Genomic DNA, 14,353 nt, shown 5'->3' on the forward strand with positions numbered 1-14,353 from the left:
CGGGCTTGGGCAGTGAGTATCGCCCTGTTTCTAGTGGTGGGAATTGCGACGCTGAGTCCGATGCCGGAGCAGCAGGATTTGCCGGGTTCGGATAAACTGCATCACCTGATCGGGTTCGCGGCGTTGGCGTTTCCGCTTAGCTGGGTTTACCCGCGCCATGCGTGGCTGATCTTTGCAGCGGCCACTGTCTATGGCGGGCTGATCGAAGTGATACAGCCGCAAGTGGGCCGATATGCCGAGTTCAGCGATGGTCTGGCTGACCTTGCGGGCGCGGCAATGGGCGCGGGGTTCGGGCGCTGGTTGGGTCTGCGCCGATTCGCGTATCTCAGTCGCGCAGCCTGACGCCTGCTGTCTGCATGCGGGCTCGTGCCGCTGCCATAGAACCATCGAGATCAATACCCCGGCAAAGCGGCGTTTCAACAGTGACCGAATAACCCAGACGTGCGGCATCTTCTGCCGAATAGGCCACACAAAAATCGGTTGCCAACCCAACCATGGTCAGCGTGTCGATGCCGCGGGTCTGCAAATAGCCGTGCAGCCCGGTTGGAGTCGTATGATCATTCTCGAAAAACGCGGAATAGCTGTCGATGGCGGGATTAAAGCCTTTGCGGATGATCATATCGGCGCGGTCGGTGTTCAGTGCATCGTGAAACGCGGCGCCTGCACTGCCCTGAATGCAGTGATCCGGCCATAGGACCTGTGGGCCATAGGGCATTTCTGTCATTTCCATCGCGGCCTTGCCCGGATGGGACGAAGCAAAGGATGAATGCCCCGCCGGGTGCCAGTCCTGCGTCAGGATCACCGCGTCCGCGTCGGCCATGCGCGTGTTGATGCCTGCGACAATATCAGCACCACCCGATACAGCCAGCGCACCACGGGGGCAAAAATCGTTCTGGACGTCGATCACGATCAGGGCGTGTGTCATGCGGCTCTCCTTGCTGCTCGTGTCATGGGTAGGCAGCGGCAGGGCCTGCGTCAACCATGCCCCTTGTTCGATGGGCCATGAGAGCGTAGAGACCCGGCCCATGTATACGATCGCTGCTCTTTATCACTTCACCCGGTTTGATGACCCTGCGGCGCTGCGTGCGCCGCTGTTGGCGCTGTGCGAGCGTGAAGGGATCACCGGGATTCTGTTGCTGGCAGGCGAGGGGCTGAACGGGACCATTGCCGGATCGCGTGCGGGGATTGACGCGGTATTGGCGCATCTGCGCAGCCTGCCGGGGTGCAGCGGGTTGGAGCACAAGGAAAGTCATAGTGAATTCCGTCCCTTTGGCCGCCTCAGGGTACGGCTAAAGCGGGAAATCGTCACGATGGGTCAGCCGGATGTCGATCCGGTCAGCGCCGTCGGCCATTATGTCGACCCGTGCGATTGGAATGCGTTGATTTCCAGCCCGGATGTCGCAGTCATCGACACGCGCAACGATTACGAAGTGGCGATTGGCACGTTTGACGGTGCGATTGATCCGAAAACCGACAGCTTTCGCGACTTTCCCGCGTGGTGGGAGAAGAACAAGGAACGTTTTCACAATAAGCGGATTGCGATGTTCTGCACCGGCGGTATCCGCTGCGAGAAAAGCACGAACTATCTGCTGGGGCAGGGGGTCGAGGATGTCTATCACCTGAAGGGTGGCATCCTGAAGTATCTAGAAGAGGTGCCCGAGGCGCAAAGTGCGTGGCAGGGCGAGTGCTTTGTTTTTGATGGTCGGGTGTCGGTCGGGCACGGTTTGCAGGTGGGATCGCATGAGCTGTGCCATGCATGCCGCCGTCCGATCCTTCCCGAGGACACCGCGCGACCAGAGTTCGAGAAAGGTGTTTCCTGTCACCAATGTGCGGGTGAAACGTCAGAAGCGGACAAAGACAGGTTTCGCGAGCGGCAAAAGCAGATCGCATTGTCGGCAGCGCGTGGCGAACGGCATATGCGGAATATCCCGGGGGACTGACCGGCGTCTTCTTTGTTAAATACGCGGAAAACCTGCTGTCAGGCTGCCACGGCCTGCGGTTCTTTGCGCTTGCGCGTGCGCAGCAGGATCGTGACCATGATCGCGATATTCAGGAAATTGAACGCGATACCATTTAGGAACGCGGCCTGATAGCTGCCCGTCATGTCGTAGATCCATCCCGACATCCAGCCGCCGATGGCCATACCGCCGACGGTGGACATCATCACGAATCCCACACGGCGACCCGCCTCGCGCGAGGGCATGTATTCACGCACCACAAGCGTATAGCTGGGCACGATCCCGCCCTGCGACAGACCAAAGACCAGCGACACAGTGTATAGCGACACCAATCCACCCGCGGGCAGATAGAGAAAGAGCGCGGCACATTGCAGGCCAGCGCTGATCAGCACAGTGCGCACACCGCCCAGCCTGTCGGCCACCATCCCGAAAAAGAGCCGCGAGATGACCCCGCCGAAAAGCATCAGCGACAGCATCTGCCCACCTGCGACCGCGCCGAATCCCATATCGACACACAGGCTGACGATATGGACCTGCGGCATGGCCATGGCTATGCAGCATCCCATACCGGCCACGGCCAGCATGTATTGCAACATGCGCGGGCTGATACCGGACGCACCGGCGCGCTGTCCTGACAGGGTGTCGGAATGGCGCAGCGCCCCATCGGGCACCCGGCGGCGCAACAGCAGCGAAAGCGGTATCATCAGGCACGGCACAAGGATCGCCAGCAGCATGTAGACCGCGCGCCAGCCATCGGACGCCAGCACGCCGGTGAGGACAAGCGGCCAAAAGGCACCAGCGACGTAGTTGCCACTGGCCGTGACGGCGACGGCGATCCCAAGTCGCCGCATGAACCATAGGGATACATCCGCCATGAGTGGGCCGAATGTGACCGCGGTGCCGAGGCCGATCACAGCGTGCAATGCGATGACGGCCGTCGCCGTCGGAGATACCGCCACGAGCGCCATCGAGCCGCCAATCAAGATTGCCGATCCGATCAGGGCCGAGGTCACGCCGAACCGGTCCACTACCCGCCCAACCACGAAATTGCCAAAAGCAAAGGCAATCATAAACACCGTGTAGGGTAGCGATGCGTCGGCGCGTTCCAGTCCGAATTCGGCCTGCACCCCCGGCATCACCAGAACGATCGACCACATCCCTGCACTGCCCACCGCTGCGATCACCAAAGAGATGGCGAGGCGCGTCCAGGAATAGCGGCTGTCGAGAATGTCAGCATCGGTCATGGCCGGACGTTAGTACCGCACCGTGACCCTGTATAGAGCGCGATTGTACCTCTCTGCCAAAGGTACAAAGCAGGCGGAACAGGTGCCGGGGCTTTCCTCGGGCGGGGTGGCACGGTATCACCCTGCCAAAGCGACAGGAGCGACACGCATGACCCAAGAGCCCAGCCCGACAGAGATCGCGCGAGATGTTCTCGCCATTGAAGCTGCGGCGCTCTTGGCGATGCGCGATGCAATGCCCCCCGATTTCGAGGCGGCAGTCGAGGTGTTGCTGGACGTGGCTGGCAGGGTCATCGTATCGGGCATGGGAAAATCGGGCCATGTCGCGCACAAGATCGCGGCCACGATGGCCAGCACCGGCACCCCGGCGCAGGCGGTCCATCCGGGCGAAGCCAGCCATGGCGATCTGGGCATGATCACGTCCGAGGATGCGGTGATCCTGATTTCGAACTCGGGTGAGACACGCGAACTGGCGGACATTATTGCCCATACACGGCGGTTCTCGATCCCGTTGATCGCCGTGACCAAGAACGCGGGCAGCACATTGGCGGCGCAGGCCGATCATCTGTTACTGTTGCCGGATGCGCCAGAGGCCTGCGGCATTGGCATGGCACCTACGACCAGCACGACCTGCACCATGGCGCTGGGTGATGCATTGGCGGTGGCGTTGATGAAGCTACGCGGATTCGAGCGAGAGAATTTTCTGGCGTTCCACCCTGGCGGAACGTTAGGGGCGCAGCTGTTGACGGTCGGTGCCGTCATGCACACCGGTGACGCGCTACCGGTGGTTCACGAGCATACCGGAATGGGCGAAACACTGATCGAAATGACTGCCAAAGGGTTTGGCGTTGCTGCCATCGTCGAGCGCGGCATGTTGACAGGTGTGATTACCGATGGCGATTTGCGCCGCAATCTGGCGCATCTGATGGAACGCGAGGCAGGCGAGGTTGCCACGCGCGGACCGCGCACCACACGGCCCGATGCGCTGTTGTCAGAGGCGCTGGGCGTGATGAACGCCCAGAAAATCAGCGCGCTCTTCGTCGTCGGCGAGGATGGTGCGCTGCTTGGGCTGGTGCATATCCATGATGTGCTGCGGACCGGGGTGGCCTGAGGCCGGACCCCGGCCAAAATCCAGATGCGCGCCCCGCTGGCGAGGCGCGCAGAGATGCCTCGGGTTTAGCTGTCTTTTTCATCCGGCTTGGCATTGATCTTGGCGGCGGGTGCGCCTTTGGTTTCCGCGTCTTCCTTGGTTTTGCGCAATTCGATTTCTTTCGAGAACAGGGCATTGAATGACATTGTCGGGTTCCTCTTTGAACAGGGCTTGATTGCGTGATATTGGTTCAGGCATTGAAGACATAGACGAATGCGCTGAGTGTCAGAGTGATGGCCAAAAGGATGGCTATTCGGAAACGGCTGCTGGGATTGCGCAGAAACCCATTGTCAGATTTTATGCGGGTTCCCAATCTTTCGTTGAGATCGCTGTTTGCCAATGGTTGCAACCTTTCTTGTGCGTGAAATTCCCCGCGCTGCAAGCTGGGGTAAACGACACATCCATGCCTGTGCATTTGGATTGACACAGGACGAGAGCTACATTTTTCGAAATACCGTGGTTAATCGGTGTCGGCAGCACAGCGACGACGATTTCTGTCAACCACAGTGCACAAGTACACAGATTACCTAGCTAGGTCAAAGTTTGTCAGCATTGCTACGGCCAGGACCAAGTTGGGGCTTTGCCCTCATGCGGGGCTATGACTAGAAACGAGCAATACACCGGTTGGAATTTTGGGTATGATTTCCGCCGGGCAAGAGTGAAAGGATGAATGTTGGACTGGACGCCGATTATATTGGATTTTGTGACACTGCTGGTGGTGATTGACCCGGTTGGGACTATCCCTGTTTTCCTGTTTGCGGTGCGCGGCGTTCCCAGAAAACTGCACCGGCGTTTCGCGGTGCGCGGGGTCATCATCGCGACGTTCGTCTTGCTCGGTTTTCTGGTTGGTGGGCAGGCGCTGCTAGAGGCGCTCGGCCTGCGGCTTGGGTCGTTTCAGATCGCGGGTGGGGTGATTCTGTTCCTCTTTGCCCTGACGATGATATTTGGCGATTCCAAGCCTGCCCGAGAGATCGAAGAGGCCGAGGGCGGTCATCTTGCCGGTGCGGTATTTCCGCTAGCCATGCCATCTATTGCGTCGCCGGGTGCCATGCTGGCGGTGGTGGTGTTGACCGACAATCACACTGAATCCATCCGCGATCAGGCGATCACCGCCGGGCTGCTGGTCGTTGTTTTAATCATCACGTTGATACTGTTGATCATGGCGAGCGCGGTGCACCGGTTGATCGGAAACAGCGGCGCCAGCGTCATTAGCCGGGTGATGGGAATTATTCTGGCCACGATTGCGGTCGATGCCATTCTCGGTGGTTTTGATGCACTGGATCTGCTGGATGTTCCGCCGCCTGCTGTCGAAGGTCCGATCACGTCTGAGCCTGAAGGGTAGGTGACACTTGGGGGTGTCGTTCAACCGATAAATTCAAAACTTGATTGGTTGATATATTTTGTTAGCATCCCCGCTATTTATGGGGGAATTATTGTGCGAAATCTATTTCGTGGATCTGCATGTATTGCTGCCACTGCTATTGTATTTTCCGGAGCGGTAAGCGCCTGCCCCGATCTGGATGAGGGGCCGCCCAACGGCTATGTCGATGTCAGCAATACCGATGATGTGATATTTTACGAAACGTCCATTTATGCGGGTGGATTTTCGACATTTTATGAATGCTATACTGACGAATGGGGCGAGATCGAGGGTTACATCGGAAGCTTCGCCGCTACGGCGTTTAACTGGACCGGAACAGGCGGATTTATGGTTGAAGTCGTCCTTGATGAAAAGTCGCCAGATATTCATCCTAAGGGCTTTGTCATCGGTCCAGAAGATACGTTTTTACCTATTCTGGAAGGTGTGCCTTGGGGAAAGGCGAACATGCCACAAGGTAAATATATGGTTTATGTTGGCCTCGAGAGGCCTAAGTTGGGCGAGGAATTTTCGCTTTCTGACGGGGATGATTACCAGACTCAATTGTTGAATGCATTAAGGACGGAAGCCCACTACAGGGACGCAACGTTTTTTATAAGAAGGTATGAAGAGTGAGCTCAATAATCTTCTTGGAAATGGTTCTTTGAATGCTTGGCAGGTGAAATGTAAGTGCGTTTCAAGCCAACGGAATACTTTGTCTAAAACAAAAAAACGGCGGCACCAGGGGAGGAGCGGTGCCGCCGTTCTATTAACCGATGGCTCAGGGGAGGAGCGAGCCGACGGATCTGGTGTGGACCCACAAAGGCCCGGGTATTTTGGGCTGCAACCCCTAGGGAGGAGGAGCGGGGCTGCAGCCATATCAAATGCCCCTAGGGAGGAGGAGCGGGACACCTGATGTCGTTACGCCGTGTGGCGTGTTCCGTAGACGCAATCGGATGCCTTTGCGGCAATCTGGCTGCGGATGATTCCCAGATCGCTGAGTTCGCGATCGGTCAGCGTAGAAAGCGTTTTGACCGTGTTCACATAGGCGCGGCGCTTGGCGATCATCAGGCGCATCTGATTCCACGCTTGGATCAGGGTGCGGCTGTGGCCGGAGCGGCGAACCAGGGCATTGGATGCGATAATCATCGCTGTTCTCTACTTTCGTGTTTCTCATGGCGCGCTTTCGGCGGGCCGTCATGTTCTCTTGTTGCCAATAGATATGAGAATGCTGCGCATGCACAATAGCGGAAAACTTCAATGCCGCTATGCAGCAAACGCATAAGTAAGGCTGACCTAAAGTCAGGCAAACAGTACATTTTTTAGGCATGGTTGGTATCGCCCTTGCCCTCGCTGGAAAAACTGCCACCTATTGCGGCATCAATGACAGGAGATCAGGCATGAGTGTGACGCGCGCCCAAGTAGAAGCCCGGCTGGCCGAGTTGGAACTGCCCGATGGGGGGACGCTGATCGGCCGCGATATGGTCCGCGCGCTGAGTGTCGAAGGTGCGCAGGTGCGATTCGTTATCGAAGCCCCCAGCCCGGACGTTGCCCGCCAGATGGAGCCGCTGCGTGCTGCTGCTGAACGGGCGGTCGCAGAGCTGGACGGTGTGACGGGCGTCAGCGTCGCCTTGACCGCGCACGGACCGGCGGCCAAGGCACCGCCCGCCGCGGGTGGCCCGGCAGGTGCGCCACCCAGCCTAAAGATCGGCGGCCACCCCAAGCCAACGCAAGCCAGCCTCAAGCCTGCGAGTGTTGCGTCGATCATCGCCATCGGATCTGGTAAGGGCGGCGTGGGGAAATCCACGGTGTCATCCAATCTGGCGGTGGCACTGGCGCGGGCCGGCCGCCGGGTAGGTCTGCTGGATGCGGATATTTATGGACCCAGCCAGCCGCGCATGATGGGCGTCAGCAAACGCCCGGCCAGCCCTGATGGCAAGATCATCGAGCCGCTGCATGCACATGGTGTCACGATGATGTCTATTGGTCTGATGCTGGACCCGGACAAGGCCGTAGTCTGGCGTGGTCCAATGCTGATGGGGGCGTTGCAACAGATGATCTCTCAGGTGAACTGGGGCGATCTGGATGTGTTAATCGTGGATTTGCCGCCGGGTACGGGGGATGTGCAGCTAACGCTGTGCCAGAAGGCAGAGCCAACCGGAGCAATCGTGGTATCGACGCCGCAGGATGTGGCGTTGCTGGATGCACGCAAGGCGATGGATATGTTCAAGACGCTGAAAACCCCGGTGTTGGGTCTGATCGAGAATATGTCGACCTATGTCTGCCCTGAATGCGGAAATGAGGCGCATATCTTTGGACATGGTGGGGTCGAGGCCGAGGCGAAGAAAATGGACCTGCCGTTTCTGGGTGCGTTGCCAATTGATCTGGACACACGGCTGGCGGGAGATAGTGGGACACCTGTTGCTGCGGGCAGCGGTCCGATGGCCGATGCCTATGCGCAATTGGCAGAGCGGCTGATCAAGGGCGGGATCGCCTAAACCTGCCGAGCAATCTATGGTTGCGAGATGTGGTCCGCAAAGGGTAGTCTGCGCCTCAAATGGGCCGCTAGAGCCCCGATTTTTGAGCAGCTGCAAGAGAGTAACCCCGCCCATGCGACGCTATCTACTGGCGCTTGTCACCGCCGTTTCGGTGATGTTTCCCAACACGTTCACGCAAGCGGCAGAGCCGCTGCGCATTCTGGCGATGGGCGATTCGATGATGGCCTCGCATCGGCTGTCCCGGCGGGCGGTGTCACATTCGATCGCGCGTGCCTTGGGGGCGAAGGTCACGGATCAGTCCGTCATGGGCGCGCGAATCATCTATCGGCTGCCTATCACCGGCGCGATGGGTCTGAATATCGGGCGGCAGTACAGAAAAGGCGACTGGGACTGGATCGTGCTGAATGGTGGAGGCAACGATCTGTGGCTGGGGTGCGGGTGCAGCCGGTGCCACCGGCGGATGGATCAACTGGTCACAAAAAAGGGTAATGGCGGCGAGATCGCCAAGCTGATCGTGAAATTGCGTAAAACCGGGGCCAAGGTGGCCTATGTGGGCTATTTGCGCAGCCCCGGTGCAGGGTCTCCGATTGAACATTGCCGCGACGACGGGGACGAGCTTGAGCGGCGGCTGAAACGGCTGGCCGGTCTGGTAGATGGGTTTTACTACGTGTCGGTCGCTGATCTGGTGCCGCACGGAGACATGTCGTTCCACGCGCTGGATATGATACACCCGTCGTTAAAAGGCAGTCGGGTCATTGGGCAGCGTGTGGCCGCGACGATCAAGGCTGTTGAGGCGCGGCGGTAAGGATGGTTCGACCTGAGCCGCGTGCCGGGCTGAAGCCCGGCCTACGGGCCTCAGCCTCGTTCCACCGCGACCAGCCCCAGCTGTCGGGCGGCCGCCAATGACAGGATGCCGCTGTCCAGTCCCTCGGGCTTTTGATAGCGGCGAACGGCGGCGCGGGTCCGGGAATCCATCATACCGGTGATTTGCCCACGATAGAGGTTTCGCGCCATGAGCGCGCGTTGCAGCGTCGAGACAAATTCAGACGTGAGGTCTGCCGCACAAGGGGTTTCAAACCACGTTACTTTGCGCTCTTGCACGATGGCCTGCCGGGTCTCTGTCTTGTAGACGGCGGGGGCGACAACGGTCCCATCGGCCAGCACTTCGGCAGGTTGCAGGATGATCTGATCGGTGACTGTTTCGATCACGGCGGGTGTGACCACCTTGCCCCAGCAGGTGCCGGGGGCGGCCCCGGGCGGTGCCTCGGCCAGCGTCTGGATCAGAGCCGGTTCTTTGGCACCGCCGGGCAGGGGCGCGTCACAGCCCGACAGCAGGCTGACCGCCATCAGCAGCAAGGGAATGTTTCGGCGCATCTATGCTCGGGCCTCTGGAGCGGGTTTTGCGGTGCAGACTATCTGCTTTTGTCAGAGTGGGAAAGGCGGCGATGAGTGGCGCGCGTGCCAAGATGTTGCGAACAAAAGGGGAAAATCTTGATTTTGTCGCAACTCTGATCGTGAGAGGTCGCAAAAGGGGCTGGTCTGGCCCATCTGGGGGGGATACGACTCCCGCGGGATTTGAATGAAGGGAGCCTGCGATCATGGCGAAAATCACCTATATCGAGCATAACGGTACCGAGCATGTGGTCGATGTGGCCAACGGGCTGACCGTCATGGAAGGTGCGCGGGACAATAACATTCCGGGTATCGAGGCGGATTGTGGCGGTGCCTGCGCCTGCTCGACATGTCATGTCTACGTTGTGCCCGACTGGGTGGAGAAACTGCCCGCCAAGGACGACATGGAAGAGGACATGCTCGACTTTGCTTTTGAGCCGGATCCAGAGCGGTCGCGCCTGACCTGCCAGTTGAAGGTGACGGATGCGCTGGACGGTCTGATCGTGCAGATGCCTGAAAAGCAAATCTGAGATGCGGCTGGGGCGATATATCATCGCCCTTTTGCTGTTGTGCGTCCCCCCGATGGCCGCTCAGGAATTCGGTGTCGGCCAAGAGGTGCTCTGGGCCGACTACGCCGATCCTACGACGCGCTATCAGCATGGGGTCCTTGGGGATGCCGAGGAATGGGGTGCGCTTGTCATTCGGGTCAATACTTGTGTCGGCTGCGCTGGTCTGAGGATCGAAAAGCGCAAGATCACGCTGCCAGATACCCGCGTGTTCGAGGATGTGACCCCGCGCGTGATCGTGTTAGGGGCGAACCAACAACGCGCCGTCATGGTCGTCGAATCAGATGTGAGCCGGGGCGCGCGACTATCGCTATATGACGGCGCTGGCCTGATTGATGCCACGCCCTATATCGGTCAGGCGTTTCGCTGGCTGGCACCAATCGGCGCTGCTGATCTGGATGGGGACGGGCAGGTGGAGATCGCCTATATTGACCGCCCGCATTTGACCAAGCGGCTGCGTCTATGGCGGTTCAGCGATGGTAAGCTGCACCATCTGGCCGATCTGGACGGGCTGACCAATCACCGTATCGGGTGGCCCGATATACCGGGCGGCGTTCGGTCCTGCGGCGGAGCGCACGAAATGATCACTGCCAATGCGGACTGGTCACAGGTGATGGCGACCACTTATACCGACAAAGGGCTGACGACGCGGGCGGTGGCACCTTACACTGGTAAAGAGAGCCTGACACGGGCGATGGTCTGCGGAGACTAAGCCGAGGGCACGGGCGGCGATGCTGCATCAGCGGCCATCATCACGGCAAATGCCTGAATCGATAGCGTGACCGCTTCGCGCCACGGGGCGTACTTGTGCGCAAAGAAACCACCCAACACGACCATGAGCCCGATGGGCACCGCCACACCGACAGCCCGGTCCATCGATACGTTGGTGACGAACATGGCAATGCACATGCCGATCCCAAAGAGTAGGGTCATCACGCCAACGACAAACATCGCAATGCGCGCGGCCCCTTGTTCGCCCAACGCGACCTGAATATCGGGACGCGCGGCATAAACTGCATCGGCAACGGCACTGTGCACCTGACGGATTGCGACGCGATCAGGATCGTCGCGCCCGACGCGAATACCAAGGTTAAGCGCGATGGATTTACGCCCCTCATTGGTCACTAGATCCAGACGCCGCATCCGGTTGCCGCCGATGGTATGCAGCACAAAGTTAAGCGATGTCAGATCACCGAAGTCTGTGCGCCAATTTTCGGTTCCGTCTTTGGCGTATTGTGCCACGTAGGTCGGAGCGATTTCGTAACTGACGCGCCGGGCCAGAAGCGCAGGTTTCAGGCTGATGCGGTCCACGGCTCTCTCTCCTTAACTCAGGTAGAATCGGTCGGCTTGCATTGGTTTTGGGACGGGTGTGCCCAGATGGGGCGCGAGGCTGATTTCGATGGTCCGGCACATTGCATCTAGGGGCAAGCCGTTGACTGTTTCGCCAAACGGATGGGCCAGTTCTTCGGTCACTTCGGCCAGCCCGAAGAAGATATAGGCCATAATCGCGACAAAGAGTGGTGTCAGCCATCCGGCGGTTTCGATCAGGCCGAAGGGAATGAGAAAGCAATAGAGATAGGTCGTGCGGAAAATCAGCAGTGAATAGACATAAGGCAGCGGCGTGGTGGCCAGCCTTTCGCATCCGGCCTGCGCGCGCGCCAGCGATCCCAGCCGTTCGGTCAGGGCGCGACGGGCGAATCCGTCGGGTGCGGCATCCGCGATCACGTCGGTGATGTGATCCAGCATGGTGCAGGGCGGGTGTGGTGTGGCGGTGTCCTCTGCCGGTAGCCATTGTGCCGGGGCCGCGCGGGCCGGTAGCTGACGCAGATTTAGTCGATGCGCATGTGCGAATCCGATGGCCAACCGCAGGATGTTGTGTCGATCTTCGGGCTTTGGCAGGAACACGCGCAGCTCACGCGCCAGTGTCCGCAGGTCTGCGATCAGCTGGCCCCACAATCGCCGTCCCTCCCACCAGCGGTCATGGGCGGCGTTGTTGCGAAACCCCAAGAACAGCGACAGGGCGATGCCGAATACTGCGAATGGCGCGGCGTTGGTGTGTGGCAGAACGATGTAATTTCTGTCCACCACGACCAGCATTGCGGCAAAGAGCGTGACACCGGTGATGCGCGGCAATATCCGGGGCAGGACTGAGCCGCGCACTGCAAAGAGCAGTTGCAGCAAACCGGGCTTGTCGCGGATGATCACAGGGCGCGCCAGCCGATATCGCGCCGGCAGAATCCCTGTGGCCAGTCGATGGTATCAACCATTGCATAAGCGCGGTCCGCCGCCTCGCGGAGCGTGGTGCCGCGCGCGGTGACATTCAGCACACGCCCGCCTGTGGCCGTTATATGCCCGTCCTTGCGCGTGGTGCCGGCGTGAAAAACCATGTTGAAGCTGTCCTCGGGACAGGTGTTCAGCCCGCGAATAACGCTGCCCTTCTTATAGTCGCCGGGATAGCCATCTGCGGCCAGAACGACCGTCAGGGCATGATCGTCGGCCCATTGCACCTGACACTCTGCCAGCCGTCCATCAGCGGTGGCGTGCAGCAGGTCCATCACTTGCGCGCCAAGGCGCATCATCAGGACCTGACATTCGGGATCCCCAAAGCGCACGTTGTATTCCACCAGACGGGGCACTCCGTTCTCGATCATCAGACCGGCGTAGAGCACACCCTGAAAGGGCATGCCGCGTTTGGCCATTTCGGCCATTGTCGGACGGATGATTTCATCCATTGCGCGGGCTTCGATTTCGGGGCTGAGCACGGGGGCAGGCGAGTAGGCGCCCATACCGCCGGTATTGGGGCCGGTATCGCCCTCGCCCACGCGTTTGTGATCCTGTGCGGTGCCGATCGACAGGATGTCGGTGCCGTCGCACAGGACAAACAGTGATGCTTCTTCGCCCTGCATGAATTCCTCGATCACCACTTCGGCACCAGCACTGCCAAAGGTTCCGCCAAACATATCGTCAATCGCGGCGTGTGCCTCGTCCACGGTTTCGGCGATGATCACCCCCTTGCCAGCGGCAAGGCCGTCGGCCTTGATCACGATGGGTGCGCCTGTGGCGTCGACATGGGCGTGGGCTGCGGCGGCGTCGGTAAAGTGACCATAGGCCGCTGTGGGCGCGTTCGCGGCATCACAGATTTCCTTGGTAAAGCTTTTGGAGGCCTCTAGCTGAGCGGCGGCCGCTGACGGTCCGAAGGTGAGAATACCCGCCTCGCGCAGCCGATCGGCCACACCTGCGGCCAGTGGTGCCTCTGGTCCGACAATCACAAGGTCGATCGATTCCTCTTCGGCGAAGCTGACGACAGCGCCGGGGGCCATGATGTCGATTGCGGCGCATTCCGCGATCTGGCTAATCCCGGCATTGCCGGGGGCGACGATCAGCCGGTCGCATTTTGGGTTTTGCAGGACAGCCCACGCGAGGCTGTGTTCACGCCCGCCGCTGCCGAGGATCAGGATGTTCATGTGCTGTGTGCCTTGCCGCATTTTCATTGTCCGGCACTGAATAGGGTGCGCGCGCTTGCGAGGCAAGGATTGCGAAGATCAGTGGAACATGCCGCGCGGCCATGCGTTGCCCCCACAGATGAAAACGAGCCCGAAAGGAGCATACCATGACTGATATTTCCAATAGTAAGGTCGCAATCCTTGCCACAAACGGCTTTGAGCAATCTGAGCTTGAGCACCCACGCGACGCGCTGCGCAACGCAGGTGCCGAGGTGCATGTGATCGCACCCGACGGTGCCGAGATACGCGGCTGGAGTGGTGATGATTGGGGCGACATGGTCAAGGTCGACCACAAGCTGGATGCAGTGGATCCTGCCGACTACGACGCGCTTGTGCTGCCCGGTGGGCAGATCAACCCCGACCTACTGCGTGTGAACAAGGACGCTGTGCGCTTTGTCCGGTCGTTCTGGGATGCGAAAAAACCGATTGGCGCAATTTGTCACGCACCGTGGCTGCTGATTGAGGCAGAGATCGTCAAAGGACAGGATGTCACCTCGTACCATTCGATCCGCAAGGACGTCGAAAATGCAGGCGGAAAATGGCATGACGAGGCCGTTGTTGTGGATCAGGGGCTGGTGAGCAGCCGCAACCCGGGTGATCTGGAGGCGTTCAGCGCCAAGTTGATCGAGGAGATCGCGGAAGGCAAACACCGCCAACGCGCGGCCTGACCTCTTTGCAATCGGTTCGG

The 14,353-nt window shown here is 59.5% G+C and carries 17 protein-coding genes; 10 read left to right on the forward strand and 7 right to left on the reverse strand.

The window, feature by feature from the left end; all coding sequences use genetic code 11:
• The first annotated feature begins 12 nt into the window (after positions 1 to 12).
• The gene (locus N7U68_RS12830; RefSeq protein WP_263047052.1) at positions 13 to 342 is read left to right on the forward strand and encodes a VanZ family protein; all 330 of its coding nucleotides are present in this window, start codon (positions 13 to 15) and stop codon (positions 340 to 342) included.
• Here N7U68_RS12830 and pncA read toward each other — a convergent pair.
• Entirely contained in the window at positions 326 to 925 is a 600-nt protein-coding gene (gene pncA, locus N7U68_RS12835; protein WP_263047053.1) for a bifunctional nicotinamidase/pyrazinamidase, read from the reverse strand. The two genes, N7U68_RS12830 and pncA, sit on opposite strands and share 17 nt — an antisense overlap.
• 100 nt (positions 926 to 1,025) lie before the next feature.
• Here pncA and trhO point away from each other — a divergent pair, with 100 nt between their 5' ends.
• Complete coding sequence (gene trhO, locus N7U68_RS12840) at positions 1,026 to 1,940, forward strand: oxygen-dependent tRNA uridine(34) hydroxylase TrhO (RefSeq protein WP_165194933.1); 915 nt, start codon at positions 1,026 to 1,028, stop codon at positions 1,938 to 1,940.
• Between the two features lie 38 nt (positions 1,941 to 1,978).
• Here the strand turns inward: trhO and N7U68_RS12845 are convergent, their stop codons facing one another.
• Positions 1,979 to 3,202: an MFS transporter gene (locus N7U68_RS12845; RefSeq protein ID WP_263047054.1), complete on the reverse strand. Its 1,224-nt coding sequence runs from the start codon at positions 3,200 to 3,202 to the stop codon at positions 1,979 to 1,981.
• Positions 3,203 to 3,350: 148 nt separating this feature from the next.
• Between N7U68_RS12845 and N7U68_RS12850 the strand changes: the two genes are divergently transcribed.
• From N7U68_RS12850 to N7U68_RS12860, 3 genes are all read left to right on the forward strand, one after another.
• Positions 3,351 to 4,310 (forward strand): KpsF/GutQ family sugar-phosphate isomerase, encoded by a 960-nt coding sequence (locus tag N7U68_RS12850; RefSeq protein WP_165194929.1) that lies wholly within the window; start codon positions 3,351 to 3,353, stop codon positions 4,308 to 4,310.
• Positions 4,311 to 5,019: 709 nt separating this feature from the next.
• Entirely contained in the window at positions 5,020 to 5,691 is a 672-nt protein-coding gene (locus N7U68_RS12855; RefSeq protein ID WP_165194927.1) for a MarC family protein, read from the forward strand.
• A complete protein-coding gene (locus tag N7U68_RS12860) occupies positions 5,692 to 6,342 on the forward strand; it encodes a hypothetical protein (protein WP_263047055.1) in 651 nt (216 codons plus the stop codon). It begins immediately after the preceding gene.
• A 285-nt stretch (positions 6,343 to 6,627) separates the two neighbouring features.
• On the opposite strand, the gene N7U68_RS12865 is transcribed toward N7U68_RS12860, so the two are convergent.
• Entirely contained in the window at positions 6,628 to 6,855 is a 228-nt protein-coding gene (locus tag N7U68_RS12865) for a DUF1127 domain-containing protein (protein ID WP_165194923.1), read from the reverse strand.
• 251 nt (positions 6,856 to 7,106) lie between these two features.
• On the opposite strand from N7U68_RS12865, the gene N7U68_RS12870 reads away from it, so the two are divergent.
• A complete protein-coding gene (locus tag N7U68_RS12870; RefSeq protein ID WP_263047056.1) occupies positions 7,107 to 8,204 on the forward strand; it encodes an Mrp/NBP35 family ATP-binding protein in 1,098 nt (365 codons plus the stop codon).
• Between the two features lie 112 nt (positions 8,205 to 8,316).
• Positions 8,317 to 9,009, forward strand: coding sequence for an SGNH/GDSL hydrolase family protein (locus tag N7U68_RS12875; protein ID WP_165194919.1), 693 nt, complete (start codon positions 8,317 to 8,319; stop codon positions 9,007 to 9,009).
• A gap of 50 nt (positions 9,010 to 9,059) precedes the next feature.
• On the opposite strand, the gene N7U68_RS12880 is transcribed toward N7U68_RS12875, so the two are convergent.
• A complete protein-coding gene (locus N7U68_RS12880; protein ID WP_263047057.1) occupies positions 9,060 to 9,578 on the reverse strand; it encodes a peptidoglycan-binding domain-containing protein in 519 nt (172 codons plus the stop codon).
• Between the two features lie 224 nt (positions 9,579 to 9,802).
• Here N7U68_RS12880 and N7U68_RS12885 point away from each other — a divergent pair, with 224 nt between their 5' ends.
• Together N7U68_RS12885 and N7U68_RS12890 are read left to right on the forward strand one after the other, a co-directional pair.
• Complete coding sequence (locus tag N7U68_RS12885) at positions 9,803 to 10,126, forward strand: 2Fe-2S iron-sulfur cluster-binding protein (RefSeq protein WP_165194917.1); 324 nt, start codon at positions 9,803 to 9,805, stop codon at positions 10,124 to 10,126.
• Between the two features lies 1 nt (position 10,127).
• Complete coding sequence (locus tag N7U68_RS12890; protein WP_263047058.1) at positions 10,128 to 10,874, forward strand: VCBS repeat-containing protein; 747 nt, start codon at positions 10,128 to 10,130, stop codon at positions 10,872 to 10,874.
• Here the strand turns inward: N7U68_RS12890 and N7U68_RS12895 are convergent.
• The 3 genes from N7U68_RS12895 to purD are packed head-to-tail and all read right to left on the reverse strand — an operon-like array spanning position 10,871 to position 13,626.
• Positions 10,871 to 11,473, reverse strand: a complete 603-nt coding sequence (locus tag N7U68_RS12895; protein WP_165194915.1) for a hypothetical protein — start codon at positions 11,471 to 11,473, stop codon at positions 10,871 to 10,873. The genes N7U68_RS12890 and N7U68_RS12895 overlap by 4 nt on opposite strands.
• Before the next feature lie 12 nt (positions 11,474 to 11,485).
• Complete coding sequence (locus tag N7U68_RS12900; protein WP_165194914.1) at positions 11,486 to 12,367, reverse strand: bestrophin family protein; 882 nt, start codon at positions 12,365 to 12,367, stop codon at positions 11,486 to 11,488.
• Positions 12,364 to 13,626 carry a phosphoribosylamine--glycine ligase gene (purD, locus tag N7U68_RS12905; protein WP_263049158.1) on the reverse strand — a complete coding sequence of 421 codons (1,263 nt, stop codon included), beginning with the start codon at positions 13,624 to 13,626 and terminating at the stop codon, positions 12,364 to 12,366. Before purD ends, N7U68_RS12900 begins: the two co-directional genes overlap by 4 nt.
• 146 nt (positions 13,627 to 13,772) lie before the next feature.
• Here purD and N7U68_RS12910 point away from each other — a divergent pair, with 146 nt between their 5' ends.
• On the forward strand, positions 13,773 to 14,333 hold the full coding sequence (locus tag N7U68_RS12910) for a type 1 glutamine amidotransferase domain-containing protein (RefSeq protein WP_263047059.1): 561 nt from the start codon (positions 13,773 to 13,775) through the stop codon (positions 14,331 to 14,333).
• The last annotated feature ends 20 nt before the right edge of the window (positions 14,334 to 14,353 follow it).

The organism is Roseovarius pelagicus, assembly GCF_025639885.1.
Classification (GTDB): Bacteria; Pseudomonadota; Alphaproteobacteria; order Rhodobacterales; family Rhodobacteraceae; genus Roseovarius; species Roseovarius pelagicus.